Annotated in this window: 13 protein-coding genes; 6 read left to right on the top strand and 7 right to left on the bottom strand. The window is 38.4% G+C overall.

All coding sequences use genetic code 11. From position 1 onward, the window contains the following. Window positions 1–33 precede the first annotated feature (33 nt). Window positions 34–741 (top strand): YjjG family noncanonical pyrimidine nucleotidase, encoded by a 708-nt coding sequence (locus tag EGI26_RS20555; protein ID WP_255080956.1) that lies wholly within the window; start codon window positions 34–36, stop codon window positions 739–741. Here the strand turns inward: EGI26_RS20555 and EGI26_RS20550 are convergent. After that, on the bottom strand, window positions 731–1,426 hold the full coding sequence (locus tag EGI26_RS20550; protein WP_255080955.1) for an acetolactate decarboxylase: 696 nt from the start codon (window positions 1,424–1,426) through the stop codon (window positions 731–733). The genes EGI26_RS20555 and EGI26_RS20550 overlap by 11 nt on opposite strands. An 85-nt stretch (window positions 1,427–1,511) precedes the next feature. Here EGI26_RS20550 and EGI26_RS20545 point away from each other — a divergent pair, with 85 nt between their 5' ends. Beyond that, window positions 1,512–2,129 carry a protein-tyrosine-phosphatase gene (locus EGI26_RS20545; RefSeq protein ID WP_255080954.1) on the top strand — a complete coding sequence of 206 codons (618 nt, stop codon included), beginning with the start codon at window positions 1,512–1,514 and terminating at the stop codon, window positions 2,127–2,129. 115 nt (window positions 2,130–2,244) lie between these two features. On the opposite strand, the gene EGI26_RS20540 is transcribed toward EGI26_RS20545, so the two are convergent. From EGI26_RS20540 to EGI26_RS20515, 6 genes are all read right to left on the bottom strand, one after another. After that, the gene (locus EGI26_RS20540; protein ID WP_255080953.1) at window positions 2,245–5,220 is read right to left on the bottom strand and encodes a PVC-type heme-binding CxxCH protein; all 2,976 of its coding nucleotides are present in this window, start codon (window positions 5,218–5,220) and stop codon (window positions 2,245–2,247) included. Window positions 5,221–5,296: 76 nt separating this feature from the next. After that, window positions 5,297–7,978, bottom strand: coding sequence for a PQQ-dependent sugar dehydrogenase (locus EGI26_RS20535; RefSeq protein WP_255080952.1), 2,682 nt, complete (start codon window positions 7,976–7,978; stop codon window positions 5,297–5,299). Window positions 7,979–8,326: 348 nt separating this feature from the next. Next, entirely contained in the window at window positions 8,327–9,406 is a 1,080-nt protein-coding gene (locus EGI26_RS20530; protein ID WP_255080951.1) for a phosphotransferase enzyme family protein, read from the bottom strand. Window positions 9,407–9,430: 24 nt separating this feature from the next. Then, entirely contained in the window at window positions 9,431–11,539 is a 2,109-nt protein-coding gene (locus tag EGI26_RS20525; protein WP_255080950.1) for an FN3 associated domain-containing protein, read from the bottom strand. 8 nt (window positions 11,540–11,547) lie between these two features. Continuing rightward, window positions 11,548–12,999, bottom strand: a complete 1,452-nt coding sequence (locus tag EGI26_RS20520) for a DUF1501 domain-containing protein (RefSeq protein WP_255080949.1) — start codon at window positions 12,997–12,999, stop codon at window positions 11,548–11,550. Window positions 13,000–13,002: 3 nt separating this feature from the next. Then, window positions 13,003–15,330 (bottom strand): PSD1 and planctomycete cytochrome C domain-containing protein, encoded by a 2,328-nt coding sequence (locus EGI26_RS20515; RefSeq protein WP_255080948.1) that lies wholly within the window; start codon window positions 15,328–15,330, stop codon window positions 13,003–13,005. Window positions 15,331–15,711: 381 nt separating this feature from the next. Here EGI26_RS20515 and EGI26_RS20510 point away from each other — a divergent pair, with 381 nt between their 5' ends. The 4 genes from EGI26_RS20510 to scpA are packed head-to-tail and all read left to right on the top strand — an operon-like array spanning window position 15,712 to window position 20,780. Then, a complete protein-coding gene (locus tag EGI26_RS20510) occupies window positions 15,712–16,191 on the top strand; it encodes a biotin/lipoyl-containing protein (RefSeq protein ID WP_255080947.1) in 480 nt (159 codons plus the stop codon). Between the two features lies 1 nt (window position 16,192). Then, on the top strand, window positions 16,193–17,197 hold the full coding sequence (locus EGI26_RS20505) for a methylmalonyl-CoA mutase family protein (RefSeq protein WP_255080946.1): 1,005 nt from the start codon (window positions 16,193–16,195) through the stop codon (window positions 17,195–17,197). Beyond that, window positions 17,194–18,660, top strand: a complete 1,467-nt coding sequence (accC, locus tag EGI26_RS20500) for an acetyl-CoA carboxylase biotin carboxylase subunit (protein ID WP_255080945.1) — start codon at window positions 17,194–17,196, stop codon at window positions 18,658–18,660. The genes EGI26_RS20505 and accC overlap by 4 nt, the downstream gene beginning before the upstream one ends. Continuing rightward, complete coding sequence (gene scpA, locus EGI26_RS20495) at window positions 18,657–20,780, top strand: methylmalonyl-CoA mutase (protein ID WP_255080944.1); 2,124 nt, start codon at window positions 18,657–18,659, stop codon at window positions 20,778–20,780. Before accC ends, scpA begins: the two co-directional genes overlap by 4 nt. Window positions 20,781–20,848 lie beyond the last annotated feature (68 nt).

Below are 20,848 nucleotides of genomic sequence, written 5' to 3'. Positions count from 1 at the left end.
TTGCAAATCTTTAAAAATGTAAAATATAATAATTTGGAAATCAGGCATTTGTTTTTTGATCTCGACCACACACTTTGGGATTTTGAGAAAAACTCCGAGATTTGTATCAGGCAAATATATGAGCAACATTTGGCCATTTTTCCTGAAAATATAGGTTTTGATGCGTTCTTTCAAAAGTTCTCTACCATAAACTCTACAATGTGGAATCAGCTGGATTTGAGTTTGATAACCCATGAATATCTCCGAATTTTTAGATTTCAGAAAGTACTTTATGCCCTAGATATTGAAATTGACGAGTCGTTTTCTTTAGAACTCAATCAGATGCTTTTGGATCTTTTACCACATCAGCATCACCTAATGGACGATGCCTTTGATACTTTGGAAGTTTTGGTTCAGAGAGGTTACAAAATGCACATTATCAGCAATGGCTACCAAGATATTCAGATTAGGAAAATGAAAAGTGGTGGTATATATCATTTTTTCGACCAAATCATTACTAACGATATTGCAGGAGCCAGGAAACCAGAAAAAGCGATTTTTGATTTTGCCTTACAAATGGCCAATGCAATATTGGAAAATAGCATTATGATAGGAGATAACCTTATCGCCGATATCGAAGGAGCAAGAAATGCTGGTTTGAGAGCCATTTATTTTAACCCCGAAAATGATGTAAATGACACCGAAAATATTTCAGAGTTGAAGTATTTGTTGGAAATACTCAAGGGTCACATTATTCTATAGAAAAGCTCATCTCCACTTTGCCGTTCGACTTTATTTTGTCAATATGTCCCATCGTTTTCTTGTCTTTACTCAAAAAATGGGCGTGAATAAAGCTATCCTTGTGGGTATAAACTCCTTGGTGTTTTTGAGAGTAGAAAACCAGAATTTCGCCTTCGATTTGCTCAAAATTATAATCAGCTTGCTTTTTATTTGCTTGATAACCTGGTATTTCCGTAGAGCGGGGCATTACAATGTGGGTAGTAAGTTGATCAAAATTTCCTTTTATTTTTATCACGAAAGGGTTCTCAGTAACATGCCCTTTTTCTTTTGCAAGGTTTTCAATGGCTTTTTGAAGCTCATCTAAGTTTTGGAAGCTTAAGTTGAGTTTATACTTTTGCCATTTAGTTACATTGGCATAAACAAAAAATGGAGATTCTATTGCCCAATTTGCTGACACTATACCTCTGCCTTTTTCATCAACCGAACTGAAAAAAGGTTTTCCATCAAAGACGCTAATTTCCCCTTGCATTTTTCCATAAGGTCCCATACCGAAAAGATGTTTTTTATTGGAAATTGTATCCAGTTTTATATGTGGTGCAAAGTTTTCTTTGCCCATTGAATACATGGAGCCTATATTTTTAACATTTTGACCAAAAGCTTTGGTACAGATAAAAAGCAATGAAACAAGACTTAGCGTTTTTAACATGGTTTTGATAGAAAATAAATTTGCGTATCGTAATGTTACGATATATTTTTGTTTTTTTGAAACACTATTTTAATATTTGGCGAGAATGTATAAAGAGGTATTTGATTATATAAAAACTGCGGAGCAAAATTTCGATTTGATAGCAGCTAAGAGAAAGGCTGAGTTGGAACAAATTGCGGTTTTTGTTTCTCAGAAAGTTGCTTTGGGTGAAGATGCAAAATTGATTTATATTTGTACACACAATTCACGCAGAAGCCATTTTGGTCAAATCTGGGCAGCTACAGCCGCAACATATTACGGCATTTCTAATGTAAAAACCTACTCCGGTGGCACAGAGGCAACGGCTTTTAATCCTAGGTCTGTGGCAGCTGTGGAGCGTGTGGGTTTTGAACTTCTTAAAATCACCGAAGGTGAGAATCCCGTTTATCATGTTAAATTTGATGAGAATGAAAGTGGGATTGTAGCTTTTTCGAAAAAGTATGATGATGCTTCAAATCCGCAAAATGATTTTTGTGCCATAATGACCTGTAACAGTGCAGACCAAGCTTGTCCGGTGGTATTTGGAGCTAGTTTGCGTGTTGCCACACAGTACGAAGATCCCAAAGCTTTCGATGATACAGCAGACGAAGCCAAAATGTATGATGAGCGTTGCAATCAAATTGCTACAGAAACACTTTATTTATTTTCGAAAGTGGGGAGATGAGATGATAATGAATGATGTCTTAATCTTGTAACAGAAAAAGATAAAAGGCGAATTTTTCTGTTAACTAATAATGTTTTGTGGTAAGGTCGGTTTATAGAAAGCATAATTCAAAACCTCATTTCAGCCCCTCCAAATACCCAATCAAATCTAAATATTCGCTTTCTTTCAAAGGAAACGCAGGCATAAGTGAGGTTTCCATTTTAGTTACTGACTTTACTTGAGCCTTTTTATAGGGCACAATTTGGGATTGGCCGGGCATTTTTACCAGATATTCGTCATTGGTTTTGCTAGTGATGATTCCTTGAAATGCAGAACCGTCGGTAAGTGTAATATTGTAGCCTTCATAGCCAAAACTTACGCCCTGACTTGGGTTGATGATGGCATTATAAAGACTCTCTTTGGTTAGTTTTTTGCCAATTTGACTCAAAGCTGGGCCAAAATCCATACCGTTTCCATTGACTACATGGCAGGTGGCACAATACATTCCGAATAGTTCTTTTCCTTTAGCTGCATTGCCTTTTTTACTCAGGAAATCTACTTTTAATATTATTTGTGGTTCATCAGGTTTACCAAATTTCTGTTCAAATTGGACTTTGAGGTCGCTGTGGAAGGTTTTGGTAAACACAACTTTGGATGCAGGAATGAGTTCTTTTGGTACTTTATTTATTTTTACCAAATTCCAAAGTTTGACGTCGCTTTGGTAGCCTTCCATAGCCAATACAGCGGCCTCCCTAATTTTGAATGGATATTTTTTGTTCGAAAATATCAAAATCAATTGCTTGGTGATGGTTTCATTGTCTACCAAACCGATTCTTTGTATGGCATTTATGGCCTTTGCCTCAATAAGTGGTTTGGCTGAAATGGCTTCCTTAAGTGGCATAACACCAAAAAGTTGGGATAGTACCAAGGCCGCCTTTTCATAAACCTCTTGATTTGTGCTTTCCAAAACTATGTTTTCAAGCCTAGTTCTTTGATTTCGTAAATTATATTTCGACACGATGTCTATAAAATCAGTGTCGTTTTTGATATTGTCAAGAACATGAGGAAGAATGGCATTGAATTCAGCATCTTTTACGATAGATTCTGCATCAAAATGTTTGAATATCAGTAAACTAAGTTCTTCCGATTTAGAGTTTTTCAATAGGCTCAAAAGAGCCTTGTTTTTAGTATTTTTTTCCTGAAAATCAAATGCTCTAAAGTATCTATTACTATTTGTGATTTTCGATGAAGTGATAATTTCTGCAAGATATCCTGGTGTATTTTTTGCTCTACTTCTCCAGATAATATCTTTGACGGCCTCATCGTTCATCCAGTTTTTATCTTTCATAAACGCCTCCAAGTATTTATCCCATTGGCCATCAGCACCAATCCCGATGGCCTCGAGAAACCATTTATCACCTGATTTATAGCTATTTGCCAGGTTAAGCCAGGCCGATTGATTTTCAGTTTTATAAATAGCCGAACCTACCGCCTGTTTCACTTGATAGGAATTGTCTGTAGCCATCTGAGTCAGAAAAATGCTGTTGTTTTTTCTGTGAGCCATTCTTACAGCAGCTGCTCTTACCTGTTCGTTGGCGTTTTTACTGGCTTCCAAAATATACTTTTCGTCTATTTTTGAAAGCAACCAATAGGCTCGTGCCTGAAAAACTGGGTTAGCGGACTTTGATAATTTTACAAGTTCATTTTCTGCTTTTTTGCCCATTTTTGACAAAGTCGTATAAGCCAAATATCTAACAGAATTGGATGGATTCTGCAAGGCCTCTACACAAGATGAAAGAGATTTAAAATCGTAAGTTGGTATTTTGTAGTCAGGCTTATTGCTTGACAATCGGTAGATTCTACCTTTTTCTAAATCACCAATAAAATGCCCACCAACGCCCGAATCATACCAGTCCGCCACGAAAATGGAGCCGTCGGGAGCTGTACAAATATCAGACGGCCGAAACCACATGTCTTTTTGGGTGGCGTCTAAAATCAAGTTTTGTTTTATGGTATAACCCGCTCCATCATTTATTCTTTCGTAACTCGAAACATCGTTGGTGCCAGCGTCAGCCAAAAAAAGTGTATTTCTGTATTTTTCGGGAAGGAGTGAACCCTCGTAAATAAAGATTCCTGTGGGTGAGCCGTACCCTGTAACTTTAAGATTTGGAATCACCCCAGGGTCGTTTTGGTGCCAGTGTTGATTGAAAACTGAATCTTCCAAGTTTGTGCGGTTTACTCGCCAATCGGCTCCGGTCATTTCATCTTTGTAGCCATAATTGCCGCCCGGCATTAGGTAGTTTATTCGGTTCGCTTTTTTTCCGTCATCGTCATTATCCGATTGCCAAATTCTGCCGTAGGAATCGATACAGAGCTCGTAGTTGTTTCTAAAATTCCAGGCCAAAACCTCGAAATTTTTACCATCCACATCACATCTCAGTGCCATGCCGTCTTGAAAAGGGGCTTTCGTTTGGCCAATTACCCTTCCGTAAATATCCTTGATGGGTTGGTTGTTTTTATCCAAAAGACCTTCTCCAAAGTTTCCGAAATTGAAGTACAATTTACCATCAGGTCCAAAAACACAAGAATGTACGCCATGGTCACTTTGTAAGCCTGCTACTGTTTTAAATAAGATTTCTTTTTTATCAGGAATATCGTCACCGTTTTCATCGGTAAAAACAAAAACATTTGGGCTACAAGAAACGATGGTTTTATTGCCTAGAACGGTTATGCCAAGAGCTGAGTTGATATCTTCGCCTTGGTAAAAAATTTTGGTTTTATCTGATTTTCCATCTCCGTTTGAATCTTCTAAAATCAGAATTTTATCTCCTTTTTTATCGTAGGGGACATTATTTACATCATTTCGGTAGTTATAAGCCTCGCAAATCCAGATTCTACCTTTGTGGTCAATGTCCATATTGGTTGGATTGAAAAGGTCGGGCTCGGAGGCAAAAAGAGTAAGTTGAAGTTGTTCGTCCCTTACATCAATACCCTCTTTATTGATATTTTCTTTGGTTTTGCCTTCAGGAAATCTATCGAAAGAGGATTCTCTATTTTTTTGACAAGAAAAAAATAAGGCAAGAATTAGTAAAAAAAAGGTCCTTGTCGGCATCTGCAGATTTTTCAACAAAATTTACTCCAAAGATAGGTAAATGTAAGTTTGTAAATAAAATATTTTTTAAGACTCATTAGTTTGGGCATCCAACTAGAAGGCTTTCAAAAACGGCTCCCTGTTTTACTTCAAAGCCAGGTGAAAAATTTATTTCCTTTCCGGCGTTATAAACCAACTTGGTATGAGCTTCTACTTTTGATGTGGTGTTGATTACATTTTTTGCGGTCACTAGTTTTAATATTTCGCTGTCTGTTACTTTGTGAATCTCATTGATTGATATTTCATTAGGACAAATATAAAAACTTTGGTCACGGTAAGCTCCGTTGGTGTCCGAATCACCAGAGTTGAATGCCCTAACCGTCGCCCAACCAGGTTCTCCATTGGGTACTATTTGAGCTCCTACAATATTTATGGGTCCTGAAATCCAAACATAATTTATTGGTTTTCCTAAACTTGAAAATGCAACGGGGTTGATGGCCAAGTATGGTTCCATTTGCGTGGTTATTGTTTCAAATGTTATTATTTGATTGTTGCGATTCTTTAGATAATCAAAGGTGACCTCCTGAAATTTGGCTTGGTCAAAAACAGCGTCTCCATGTTGTGTAGCCCTCAAGGTGACAGCACCTGGAATCCCTAGAAATTGTAAGTTGTTATCGACTAAATTGACCAGACCATTCATGACATAGTAGGAAATACTCAGGCCTGAGCTCGTCGAGGCCTCTAGAGTCAAATAGTTGTTTGCAGTTGTTTGGGTAGGTATGGCAGGGAAAACTATGTTTTGGGTAAGAAGCCCGCATGAGGGAGAGAATATCAACTCTTTTGAAGACTCTAGACCATATTGGTCTGTAATGGTAAGTTTGATTTTTGCCCAGTAACTTTCTAATGGAGGGCTGCACACCGTAGTGGGAATTGTGAGTTGGGAGGGGTTTCCTATCGCGGTATGAACCAAGTGCTCATGTCCATTGTGTACTTCAAAAGTCTGCCAGGTGTAGGTAACGTTATTTGGATTCTCATCGTTAATAGTAGCAGAAAAACTGGCCGTATTTGAACTTCCAGATACAATAAACTCAGCAATGGTAGGCTCAATCGTGGTTTCTAAAATTAAAGGTGCATTATTGTTTAGTTGTACAGTCTTACTGGCGGTGCCTGTAGAACCATGATTGTCGGTGACAGTGAGTGTAGCGGTAATTGTAACGACAGCTGTACTGGTGGTGGAGAGTGTGACAAATGGAGAAAGTCCGCTGGAAGACTGCCCATCGCTAAATGACCAAGAGTAGGTGAGGGTATCGCCGTCTGGGTCGTAAGAATACTTACCATCAAATTGAACTGTTAATTTTGAACCACCACCCGTGGCATTCGAGACAATTTTACTTACGGGCGGATTGTTTGAGGTTAAATAGCTGATTTTGTGTAATTCTCCTTCTCCACCATAAGGGTTGTCGCTGCTTACGTAGTATATGCTTCCGTCGATAGGAGAGACTTTGATTCCGAATATATACTTGCCAGTTGAAACGAACTTGAAAACAAAAAGGGGGTTGTAGTTTAGGTCAAATTTTACTCTATAAATATTTTTTCCGGTATAATCTCCAAAATAAAGATTCTCACGATAGTCTGCTGGAAAGCTGAGACTTTTGTTGAAATCACCCAGTAAAATACTTCCATTTCCTCCTACATTATCTCCAGGTAATTCTGGGCTTCCACTTACATATTTTTGGTTGTTTATAAGTCCAAAGATTTCATCTCTCATTACAACTTTAGGTTTTTCCCAAATATCGGGGGTATACTGTATGGGTCTAAGCCAATGAATCGCATCTATCCCTTCGTATTTTGGCCATCCAAAATTAAGGTTACTTTCATGTACCAAATTGAGTTCTTCGTCAATGCCAGTACCGACATCCCCAACAAAAAACTTTCCTGGGTAATCACTGCCTCCTGAATTAGGTATTTTCAACATTGTCCATGGGTTTCTAAATCCTTTACTCCAAATTTTGGAAACTGTGGAGTTAGGTTCTGCAGGATTGTACAAAGGGTTTGTCGAAATTCCTTCTCCCGAAATGGGGTTTATTCTTAACAATTTGCCGCTTATAGATTCGTTCAGTTGACTTCTGTTAGCCCCGATGTTTTCTTCCAAACTCATTATCCCAAGATTAATAGCCGCATTATGGTAGGTACTTGGACTGTCGCCATCATCTGAATCGTCAAAAAAACCGCCGTCTCCTGCCGTTATCATTAATGTTCCATCTTCACCAAAGGCCAATGCTCCGCCCATATGACCGAGATAGGTTATGGGTATTCCTTTGTTATTTTGTCCTAAGAGTATAAGTTCACTATTGGGGTTTACTGAAGGGCTGTTAGAAAGGTGGTTATCTACCGTAAATCTAGAAACAATGCCATAAGTAGCAGGCTCCAAACTAGAATGATTCGGTATTAAACTTGGATTCAGACTATATGAAACATAGACAAAGCCATTTGATGTAAAATTTGGGTCAAGAATAAAACTTATTAAGCCTAAGTCGCCCACTCCGTACGTTTTTTCTGTGATATCCAAAACCGGCAAACTGCTTTTTATGCCGTTTTGTATCATCCATACCATACCCTCTTTTTCCCAAACAAAAATCCTTCCCACATTGTCGATAACTAAACCTATAAAGGTTTTTGGAGAAGAATAGACTGTTTCATCTACGAAGTCCGGGGGTAGTACTTGTGCAGTTGCTATTTTATTGGAAAGCAGAAGCAGCCCAAAAAGAAATATTTTCATCACCCAATACTTTGAATGGTGCAGAAACATCGGATTCGTTTTTTTTGTCAATTTCTAAATCGCTACAGTTTACTATTCAAAAAAATGAAAAGTGAGTTGTATTTGCTTTTTTTGAAAAACTTTAGGGCCTAAACCCGAATTCACCTAGTACATGACCAATAATTAGGTTATTTCTCATTGGATTCGTTTTTTTAGTTTGCCAAAAAACGCAATAAAAATATTACAATCTAGCCACTCTGTTCATCTTACGAAACTCAAAAAAGTAACTTTAAGATTAGCGAAGTTTTAAGTCACAAAATTAATATTTTTTCGACAACATGTTAAGTGGTAGGTACTTTTGATAGCTTATTAAACAATTTTGTTGATAAGTTCCACATATAAAGCCTCTTTAGATAATAAATCATCTAACAAAATCCGTTGGTTTTTAGCTCTATTGAGGTTGTCTTCGGGATGTTTTATGGGATAATATATGTCATTGTTAAGGTAATCTGTCAAAAAACGAAGCCCTTGCATATAAATCATGAATGGCCCAGCAAAAAACAAATTTTCTTTTTCGGCAGCAGTGATGAGGGCTTTCATTTGACTCAAATAACCATCCATAAGAGCCTCGAAGTATTCTGGTCTAACTTTTATATTTTCAAAATTCGTACTTTCTTCAGATTCTTCACAAGTGTAGGTACGCACCATATCACCCAGGTCAGAGATTATTTTCCCTGGCATGAGGGTGTCTAAATCACAGACGCAGAGACTTTTGTTGGTGGTTTGGTCAAACAATACATTATTGATTTTAGTATCATGGTGAATCATCCTTGTTGGATAGTCGATGTTCGAAATGATCTCTTGGTAGGTATCGACAAGATGTTTTTGGTTAATAACAAAATCAATTTCCTTGGGAATGGATTTTATTCTCTCTTGGTTGCCATTTTTCAAGGCATCTTCAAACTGTTGATATCTCCACGCTAAGTCATGAAAACCCTGAATACTCGGTTGCAAGCCATCCAGCGGCATAGAGTGCAGATTTTTGGTGAGTAAACCAAAGGCTTTGGCAGCTTCAAAAGCCATTTTAGGGTCTGAAACGGTATTGATTGAGTAGGAGTTAGAAATAAAAGGGCTTAATCTCCAATACTCCTGTTCTACGACAGCCAAATCTTGTGCATCTTTGGTTCTGATTTGGTGTATGAAAAGGTAGTCGGGATGATTTCGCGATAGAAATTCGGATGTATTGCCAATATTTTGGGCAATTACCCATGGTTTTGGAAATACATGGGTATTTATTTTTTGTAAAACGAATTTCTGGTCGGTTCTTAACGATTCTAATAAAAAGGTGGAATTGATATGGCCCGAACCAAAAGGTTTATAATTATAATCGTTTAGATTTAATCCAAAGGCCTCTAATATTTGCTCCAAGTCGAAGTTTTTTTTAGTCAAAGGTAATATTTTTTGATTTGCTTCTCAATAGAAAAACACCTCATCCACAAAAAACCAACCTTTATCACCCTTGCCAGGATGCCAAGATGGGAGTTTTGAAATCGGCTGAACTATGATTTTTATCTGCTCAATATTGGTTTTATTCACAGGAATATCTATCCCTTTCGTGCCATTTAAGGTCATTTTGGTCAATTGGGCTACACTTACTTTTTTAAAGTGAGTCAGGTTTTTTCCTATTTCTTTTATATAGACATCAACGAAAACTGGCGGCATAATAAATTGTCCCGTATTTTCCGCGTAACTAATTGTCAAGCCATTCAGGGTGCTTGGTTTTTCAAAATCAAACAACGCCTCCATGGGATTTTCTCTAAAACCTAGCCAGTTTTTATCTTTAAAATTTACGGCATCTCCTTGTTTTCTGTCTATCAGCGTGCTTTCACCATTTCCGGGGTATTGTGGGTTAGGTTTGGTCAGAAGTTTCAAGCTTTTTGCTTTAAGATTTGACTTGAAGAAATAGAATTCCTTGATATCAGAGGCCAACCAACCATTTTTAGTAGCAACGGTTTTTATAGAACCATAGTTTTTTATAGAAATAGGCGATTTGTAAATAGCTGACTTCGTAGAATCTGGATTTGTTCCATCTAAAGTATATCGAATATCCACATTTTGAAGGGTGTGTTTTAGCGTAATCTTAGTGTTTCCTTCCAAAATCTGGTTTTCGTTTACTAAAATTGGCGGATTAAGTTTTAGCGTTTCTGATTCGTCGGGAACGTACCCTAATTCGATTATTTTCTTAGATTTCTTTAATTGCTCATACTGCTCTTTGGTAAACTTTGTTTCCCACAAATACATCTCCTTCAACGAAGGCATATCCATGATTTTTTGTAAGTTATCAAAGCTGATTTTGGTATTTGCCACAGCTAAAACTTCCAAGTTTTTACAATTTTTGAGCTTTTCTATTCCTTTTCCCGTGATGTTGGTTTGGTTAAGATTCAGATATTCAAGGTTTTGAAATTTCGATATTTCTCCAAAACTTTCATCTGTAACGGGCATTTTAGAAAGATTCAAACTCACAATTTGCTCCCCAATTTTCGAAAGTGAACTCAGGGTTTTCGGGTCAAATTTTGAACTCACATAAAAGTTTACTTTTATGGCAGGAGAATTATTTGCAATGGGTTTTATGGTACAAAATGGTGTAGTAAGTTCATTAATGGTATTTTCAGATGCTGCAGAGAAACTGTAAACTTTGGCCTCAACTTTTACTTCTTGGTTGCTTGCCAAAGTGTAAAAAAACGAGGAAGGTTTTAAGTCCGAGAGTTTCTGGTCATATTTGGCACCTTCTTGAATCCATCTTTTTAGAATCAATAATTCTTGGGCAGTCAATTGCGGCTTTCCTTTCGGTGGCATGTGTTTCTTGTCTTCCAAATCCAAATAAGCTCTTTTCAGGATGTGGCTGTTCAAAGTGTCATTTCCCACCCAAAGCTGCCCATTTTTACCTCCTTTTTTTATTTTTTCAATAGTACTCATGTTAAGCTGGCCTTTGGTTTTTTGGTCGTTGTGGCAGCTTTTGCATTTTTGGTCCAGAATTGGATAAACAAACTTGTCAAAGGTAGTTTCTGGAGCTTTGGTTTCTTTTTCACCCAATAAAAAATCTTCTCCATGGGTGATGTTTCCGCCCAAATGACCAACTATTGATACCACAATGATGGTAAGTATCAAGGTAATGTTTGTGAAAACCTTAGAGGCGAAAATTCTTTCTCGAAACTCATAAATTAGATAAACCAGTAAACTCAAACCAATACCCGTGTACTTATGGTTTTTGATGGTTTCGGCCTCATAGCCATTTTCAAAAGACAACACCAAGCCCGCAAATGCACTTAATACACTCGTAAATGCTAAAATAAGAAGTAGAAAATCTAATATTACATCGAAAGATTGCTCGTCGACTTTGGGTTTTAAACTATTGAACAAAAGCAACGCTACGGTAAGACCAATAGGTAAATGTAAAACCAATGGATGAACACGTCCTATAAATGAAAACCAGTTTGGGATTTCAACTTGATTTTCAAAAAACGCCACAAAAAGCAATAGAACATTTAGCCCAAGACAAGAATAAGAAAGGATTTTTTTCATAAATAGTTTTAAGCCAAAAGTCCTGGGATTACTTTTCCTGCAATGTCTGTAAGTCTGTATCGTCTACCCAAATGTTTATAGTTAAGTTGCTCATGGTTAAGCCCCATGGTGTGCATAACCGTAGCATGAAAATCGTGAATATGAACGGGGTCTTTAATGATATTATAGCCCAATTCGTCGGTTTCGCCATAAACTGTACCGCCTTTTATACCGCCTCCAGCCATCCAAATGCTGTAAGCTCTTGGGTGATGGTCTCTGCCGTAATTGTCCACTCCAAACTTGCCTTGAGAATAATTTGTTCTTCCAAATTCGCCACCCCAAATCACCAAAGTTTCGTCCAGTAAACCTCTTTGTTTTAAGTCAGTTACAAGTGCGGCTGAGGCTCTGTCTACATCTTGAGCCTGAAGTGGCATTTCACCTGTGAGGTTGCCATGCTGATCCCACCCTTGGTGATAAAGCTGTACAAATCTCACGCCTGATTCTGAGAGTTTTCGAGCCAAAAGTGCATTTGCGGCATAGGTTCCAGGAACCAAACAGTCAGGGCCATACATTTTTATGATGTGGTCAGGCTCTTTTGAAAGGTCAGTCAGTTCAGGCACAGCTGTTTGCATTCTGTAGGCCATTTCGTATTGTTTTATTTTGGCTTCTACCTCAGGGTCACGATTTTCTTCAAAGCCTAGATGATTGAGTTCTGCCAGTTTATCCAACATTCGTCTTCTGGAAGTTTTGTCTGTTCCTTCGGGGTTATTCAAATACAAAATCGGATCTTCACCGCTCGAAAACACCACACCTTGGTGGGTAGAATCTAAGAAACCGTTGGTCCAAAGTTTTGAATAAACGCCTTGGCCATTTCCCCTTCCACGAGAAAGCAGAACACAAAAAGCTGGAAGGTTTTGGTTTTCGCTACCCAAACCATAACTCAGCCATGCTCCCATACTCGGCCTGTTGCCGACTTGTGCTCCGGTTTGTAGAAAAGTAAGAGCCGGATCGTGGTTGATGGCCTCCGTATTCATCGTTTTTACGATACAAATATCATCGGCTATTTTGGCAATATTGGGGAAAAGTTCTGAGATCCAAGCTCCTGATTTGCCATGTTGAGCAAATTTAAAATAAGAACCCACCATCGGAAAATTTGTTTGACTTGCTGTCATACCTGTCAGTCTTTGTCCATTTCTGATTGACTCTGGCAGATCCTGACCTGCTAGTTTATTGAGCATGGGCTTATAATCAAAGCTCTCCAACTGCGACGGGGCACCGTTTTGAAATAGATAAATTACTCTTTTGGCTTTTGGAGCGAAATGCGGTAATCCCAAAGGCAATCCAGCTTCTGCCATATCGCCTTTGAACAAATTTGGCATTAGAAGTGAACCCAAACCCAAACTTCCAAGCCCTACTGCGGCTTTTCCTAGAAAATGTCTTCGGTTGACATTGAGTCTATTTTTTAAAAATTCATTTTCCATTTTCTATATTCTAATAAGGGTTTCTTCCATGTTAAACATCATCTGAAAAGTCTGGAGTAGGGCAGCCAAAGCCACAGGGTCTTTAACAGTTTTGTGTTCGTATTCGCCAATTTTCTGAAGGGATTTTATTTTTTGGGGTTGTTTTTTGAAAAATACCAGTTCTTCCTCAAAGTATTTCTTAAGAATATCAGATTCTTTTTTGGAGGGCATCCTACAAAGTATTTTTCTAAAACCATTATTTATGGCCAAGTCAATGCTGGTATTTTTTGACAGTTCTTCTTGAGCCATTACCCTCGCACTTTCCAACACGTGGGGGTCATTGAGCATCGCCAAGGCCTGTAGCGGAGTGTTTGTTCTGGTTCTTTGCACCTCACATTGGTCGCGATTGCTGGCATCAAAAATCAGCATGGCGGGCGGCGGAACGGTTCTTTTTATGAAAATATACATACCTCTGCGGTACAAATCTTTTCCATGGTCTTGCACATAAGTGGCGAGACTACCTCTGCCCGATGTCGCCACTTCCCACAAACCTTTCGGCTGATAAGGTTTCACACTCGGCCCGCCAATTTCAGGATTGAGCAAGCCAGAGGTTGCCAAAACATGGTCTCTGACATTTTCCGCAGGTATTCGCATTCTCGTGCTTCTTGCCAAATATTTGTTTTCAGGGTCAATTTTCTTGTGTTCGTCTTTTACAACTGAAGATTGCATATAAGTAGCCGAAGTAACGATTTGTTTTACAAGCCGTTTGATATTCCAACCATTCTGTTTGAAATCACTTGCCATCCAGTCCAATAATTCGGGATGAGTGGGCAATTCGCCTTGCATGCCAAAATCCCCTGTAGTTTTTACGATTCCTCTTCCAAAAAACTGCTCCCAAATTCTATTTACATAAACCCGAGAAGTTATAGGGTTTTTGTCGTCAAACAACCATCGGGTGAGACCGTATCTGTTTTTATCATATCCTTTAAAGTCCAAAATGGCTTTTGGAGTAGTAAAATCTACCACTTTGCCATGGGAATCATAATTTCCTCTTTCTAAAATATAAGTTGGTCGCACTTTAGAGGAGTCTTTCATGACCATCACCTCCAGTTTGGAGGTGTCTTTTTTGTTTATGAAATTAAAAATGCTTTTCACATCTTCGTCCTTAATACGCATGTTTGGCGGATCAGCAAATGAGGCATCGATGGTACCAAAAAGGCCTTTTTCGGGTACTTGGTTGAAAAACGCAAACGTGCCGTAATATTCTTCATGACTAATCGGGTCATATTTGTGCGTGTGGCATTTGGCACATTCCAATGTTAGAGCCAATACCGATTTTCCAAATGTATTCGTACGATCTGTTACATATTCCACCCGATATTCTTCGTCTATTACGCCACCTTCTTGGGTAATTTTGTGGTTTCGGTTAAAACCAGTAGCCAAAAGCATTTCTTTAGCCTTTGGATGCCACTTCATTTTGTCGGCAAGAATATCTCCAGCCAATTGCCAAGTAATAAATTTTTTGTAGGAATAATTAGAATTGAAAGCATGAATCACCCAGTCTCTCCATGGCCACATGGTTCGTAAGCCGTCGTCCTGATAACCGTGCGAATCGGCATATCTGGCCACATCCAGCCAGTTCAGAGCCATTTTTTCTCCAAAATGCTTACTTTTTAGCAACTGATTGACTACTTTTTCGTAGGCATTCGGGCTTTCGTCTTTTAAGAAGGCATCCTGCATTTCTACAGTTGGAGGTAAGCCTGTTAAATCAAAACTTACTCTTTTTAGCAGTGTTTCTTTGCTGGCTTGATCGGAGGGACTCAATCCCACAGATTTCATTTTATCAAAAGTGAAATAGTCAATTTCGTTTTTAACCCAATCCTTGTCAGCTTTGCGTAATTCAGATTTTTGAGGGGGAATAAAAGCCCAATGCTTCTTTATTTTAGCACCTTGAGCTATCCATTTTTTAATGATTTTGATTTCGTTCTCGGTTATAGTGAGATTGGAACTTGGCGGAGGCATCTTAATTGAAGTGTCAGTAGCAACTATTCTTTTATAAACTTCGGAGGCCTCCGGGTTGCCCTTTACAATGGCATGAGCTTTGGGATTGTCTTCGAGTGCTGCATAAGCTCCAGCTTCGGTATCAAGTCTGAGATTGGCCTCGCGTTTTTTTTCGTCTGGGCCATGACAAGCAAAGCAACGATCAGATAAAATGGGTCTAACATGAAAATTATAATCTACAACGTCGGGGATTTCTTGACCAACTGAGGGCGTGCATTTTATGTTGATGATTGCCAATGCCGCTACAGCAATAAAGGCAAAAAAACTTACTCTAATTACCTTCGAATTCATAAGATTGAAATAATGAATACAATAATAATAATTTTTTTTAATAATTAAGATTGCTATCTTTCTTATATTTATTAATGAAATTATTCAACCAAAAATATCAAGCCTTGGTATTTGCATTATTCTAATATTTAGCTAATCGCTTAAAAGTTTATAAATTAAGTAAAAAACTTACTTGTTCAATATTTAGATTCCATAAATAGTTATATTTAAGGTAGATTAAATGGTACAGTAACCTTCTTTTTACTGGAGTATCGTTGTATTATTTTAATATCTTCAAAATATTAATTGTATTTTTCTAATTATTTTCTCTCAGTTTAAAAAAATATTAATTACCCTTGATTATATTGCATTTCAAAGTTTTTATATGTAGAATTTTATATTATGACGGATAAAAATATCATTGTAAATGCCGGAGGGTTTGAGTTTTTATTTACTGAAAGCGAGATTGCGGCCATCGATGTTTTGAACAATAAAGCAGAAGATTTTTGCATTTTGAGTGAACAGAAAACCCTAACTGGAGAGATACTTTCTGTAAAGGTTAAAGTCTATAATGTGGAAATAGATGGAGAGCGGTTTCAAGTTCAAATCAAAAATGAATTGGATCAGATTTTGGATAATATGGGCTTAAATAAGCCAAAAGTTTCGAAAATAAAATCTATAAAAGCTCCCATGCCCGGTTTGGTAATAGAAATAAACGTGGAAGAAGGTCAAACCGTGGCTGAGAATGATAAAATTTTGATTTTGGAGGCCATGAAAATGGAGAATGTCATTAAGATTCCACACGAGGCCGTTGTGAAGAAAATAAATATTGTGAAGGGACAAGCAGTAGACAAGGGTCAGGTTTTAATTGAATTAGAATAAAATGAGTAATTTTTTTTCGGAATTTAAAGAAGCCGACCAGCAAGAATGGTTGAAAATAGTTGAGAAAGAGTTAAAGACAAGTCTTGAGCCTTACGAAATTTCCAAAGACTTGTATGCCAATCCTTTCATTGGCAATTCTGGAAATTCTTCATTACCAAATATCAAAAAAAACAGTGTAGGTTGGACGGTTTTTCAACATATTCAAGGAAATACTTCTACTGAAGTTAATACTAAAACTTTAGAAGCTCTAGAAGGTGGTGCTTCGGGAATTAGCCTTGTAATAGCATCAGAAGATTTTGATTTTGAAGTGGTTTTTAAAGGAGTCATACTTTCTTACATCCAAGTGAGATTTTACTTTTCTGATGATTTCTTTGATTCTAAAACTTTTTTTCAAAACCTAAAAACCTATATAGAAGGCAAGGAAGCCTATTTTGTATTTGCTGGTCTTACCAAAGATGAAGCTAAATTAGCCGGTACTTTTGGGAAAATAGAAGTAGTTTGCAAAAACGAAGGTATTCTTATCGAAAACCTTTCTGACGTACTAAGAGAAGCTGAAAATTTAGTTTTTTCTGAAAATGTCGATGTAGTTATTAGTCTACCAGTCAAAGAAAATTTCTATTTGAATATTGCACAACACAAGGCTCTGAAAATCATTTGGAGTAAAATAGCGGAAGCTTATAATTTGCCTCAGAAGCAGATTTTTGTTATTTCAAATTTAAATTTTAGCCATTCCGATCCAAATTCTCAAGTTATTGCTGCCACCCAACAAACGGCTTCTTCGGTTTTTGGGGCTACTAATGCGGTTTTGGTGCAAGATATGCCTTTTGATGCCGAAAAATATCCTGAAAGTTTTGCTGCCAGAATAACCCGAAATATTCAAAATGTACTTTGGAATGAGAGTTTTCTCTACCGAGTAAATGATCCGTCGAAGGGCAGTTATTTCATAGACGACCTTTGCCAAAAAATGATAAATGAAGTTTGGACCTTATTTATAAAAGATAAATGAAGAAAATATTAGTGGCCAATAGGGGAGAGATAGCCCTCAGAATTATGCGAACCATAAAAAAAATGGGCATAAAAACGGTGGCGGTATATTCAGAACCCGATGTGAAAGCCTTGCATGTAAGATTTGCCGATGAGGCGGTTTGTTTGGGAGAAGCTGCATCGAGCAAGTCCTACCTCGACATGGACAAAATTATCCAATTTGCCAAAGAACTCGGTGTGGACGGAATTCACCCAGGCTACGGTTTTTTGAGTGAAAATGCCATTTTTGCCGAAAAAGTCACCAAAGCAGGCATCACTTTCATAGGCCCAGAGCCAGATTCCATAACGCTGATGGGTTCTAAATTAGCAGCCAAAGATTGTGTAAAAAAATATGATATTCCGATGGTTCCGGGAACCGACACGGCCATCACAGATATACGCGAAGCACAAAAGATAGCGGCAGGAATAGGATTTCCGATACTCATAAAAGCCTCAGCTGGCGGTGGTGGAAAAGGTATGAGGGTTGTAGAAAAAGCGGAGGATTTTGTGGAACAAATGGACCGAGCGATATCGGAGGCGAAATCTGCTTTTGGAGATGGCTCGGTGTTTATAGAAAAATATGTAGGCTCGCCACGACACATCGAAATACAGGTTTTGGGAGACAAGCACGGCAATATTGTCCATCTTTTTGAGAGAGAATGTAGCATTCAGCGTCGTCATCAAAAAGTGATTGAAGAAGCTCCGTCTGGCATTTTAACACCTGAAATCAGACAAAAAATTGGCGAAGCGGCTGTAAAAGTGGCCAAGTCTTGCAATTATGTAGGAGCCGGGACGGTGGAATTTCTTCTAGACGAAAACCTGAATTTCTATTTCTTGGAAATGAACACCCGTCTGCAAGTGGAACATCCTGTTACTGAGTATATTACAGGCATAGATTTGGTAGAAGAACAAATAAAAATAGCCCGAGGAGAGAAACTTTCGTTTAGCCAAGAGGACTTAAAAATCAAAGGTCATGCGGTGGAATTAAGGGTTTATGCCGAAGATCCATTAAATGACTTTTTGCCATCTATCGGGCAAATAACCAAATATCAAAGGCCAGAAGGAGAAGGAGTTAGGCTTGATGATGCTTATGAAGAAGGCATGGAGATTCCGATATACTATGACCCTATGATCGCCAAGTTGGTGACTTACGGAAAAGACCGAACCGAGGCTATTCAAAAAATGAAAGAGGCTATAAAAAGCTATAAAATAGAAGGTTTTGCCACCACATTGCCTTTTGGTTTGTTTGTGATGGATCACGACGCATTTCGGTCTGCACAGTTTGATACCCATTTTGTGAAGAATTATTTCTCAAAGGAACAAGCACAAGATTGGCAAAAAGCGAAAGCAAGAAATGCGGCACTTTTGGCTTTGGCTCATTGGAATACCAACCAAAGCAAACTGAAAGTCTCAGAAATTGAAAATTCCAATTGGAAAAAGAGATGAAAAGGCCAGATTTTTTAAAAATAACCTTCGATTCGGTTTCAGAGGTTCAAGAACCTGAACTGAAAGCCTATGCCACGGCTGAAGGCATTGAGGTTTTGAGTGATTTTCCTGCGGAAAGGCAATTGCATCAAGGTTTTTTGTCTGGCATTACTCCTTTTTTAGGTGGACCATACGCCAGCATGTATCTCAACAAACCTTGGACCATCCGCCAATATGCCGGTTTTTCGACCGCCCAAGAAAGTAATGCATTTTACAGAAAAAACTTGGCCCAAGGACAAAAAGGCTTATCTGTGGCGTTTGATTTGGCCACCCATCGAGGCTATGATTCTGACCATACACGTGTAGCAGGTGATGTCGGTATGGCAGGTGTAGCTATTGATTCTGTGGAGGATATGAAAATCCTGTTTGACCAGATTCCACTCGACCAAATGTCGGTTTCGATGACCATGAACGGTGCAGTCATTCCTATATTGGCCTTTTTCATTGTGGCCGCAGAAGAGCAGGGCGTACCGATGGAAAAACTTTCGGGTACTATTCAGAATGACATTTTGAAAGAATTCATGGTTCGCAATACCTATATTTATCCTCCCAAGCCTTCCATGCGGATTATTGCCGATATTTTTGAATTTACCTCAAAAAATATCCCTAAATTCAATTCAATTAGCATCAGCGGCTATCACATGCACGAGGCAGGAGCTCCCGCCCATGTAGAGTTGGCTTATACGCTGGCTGATGGACTCGAATATTTAAAAATTGGCGTAGAGAAAGGATTGGATATTGACGAGTTTGCTCCTAGACTTTCATTTTTCTGGGGTATTGGTATGAATTTTTTCATGGAAATAGCCAAAATGAGAGCGGCAAGGCTGATTTGGGCCAAAATTGTGAAGAGATTTAATCCAAAAAATCAGAAATCACTAGCTTTACGGACGCACTGTCAGACTTCTGGTTGGAGCTTAACCGCTCAAGATCCATTCAATAACATAGCCCGAACTACCATTGAAGCTATGGCGGCTGTTTTTGGTGGAACTCAATCTTTACATACCAATTCTTTAGACGAGGCCATTGCCCTTCCGACGGATTTTTCAGCCAAAATTGCCAGGGACACCCAAAAATACTTACAGTCGGAGGATGCAGGCATTACCAAAGCCATAGATCCTTGGGCTGGCTCACATTATGTCGAATATTTAACTGCCGAATTAGTTGAGAAAGCGTGGGAACTGATAGAAGAGACAGAAGCCGTCGGTGGAATGGCCAATGCGATAGAAAAGGGAATTCCAAAACTAAAAATAGAAGAAGCTGCAACTAGAAAACAGGCGGCCATTGACAGCGGAACTGAAATAATTGTAGGTGTAAACCAATTTTTGGTAAAAGAAGAAGTGGCACTGAGTACGCTGGAGGTAGATAACGAGGCGGTTAGAAATGGACAAATTGCTTTGATCAACAAGATAAAGGCTTCAAGAAAGACCGAAAAAGCACAAGCAGCATTGAATGAAATCACTGAAACTACCAGAACTGGAAATGGTAATTTATTGGAAAAAGCCATAATCGCTGCAAGAGAAAGGTGTACTTTAGGAGAAATTTCGGATGCTATGGAAGTGGTTTTTGGAAGATATAAAGCTGATATTCAATCTGTAAAAGGCGTGTATTCTAAAGCTATGCAAGACAATAAAGTTTTTGAAGAAGCTCAAAAATTGAGCAATGAATTTCTGGAATTGGATGGTCGGAGACCAAGGATTTTGGTGGCGAAATTGGGTCAAGACGGTCATGACCGAGGTGCCAAGGTAATCGCCACAGGTTTCGCCGACATTGGTTTTGATGTTGACATAGGGCCTTTGTTTCAAACTCCACAAGAGGCTGCCAATCAGGCTATTGAGAATGACGTCCATGTGGTGGGTATTAGCTCTTTGGCTGCTGGACATAAAACGTTGGTTCCAGAGGTTATAAAAGCTTTGGCCGAACTTGGAAGACCTGATATCAAGGTAGTGGTAGGTGGTGTAATTCCTCCTCAAGACTATGACTTTTTGTATAAAAATGGTGTAATAGCTGTTTTTGGGCCAGGAACACCCATTGCGAAAGCTGGAAAGGAAATTATTGAAATATTGATGAAAGAAATTAATTAACCGCAAAGGCGGAAAGTTGCAAAGATTAGCTTTTACGAAATATCATTAGAATAATGACAAGAAACTTT

The sequence above is a fragment of the Lacihabitans sp. CCS-44 genome (assembly GCF_024343735.1).
GTDB lineage: Bacteria > Bacteroidota > Bacteroidia > Cytophagales > Spirosomataceae > Leadbetterella.
This window is presented reverse-complemented; position numbering and strand designations above follow the sequence as displayed.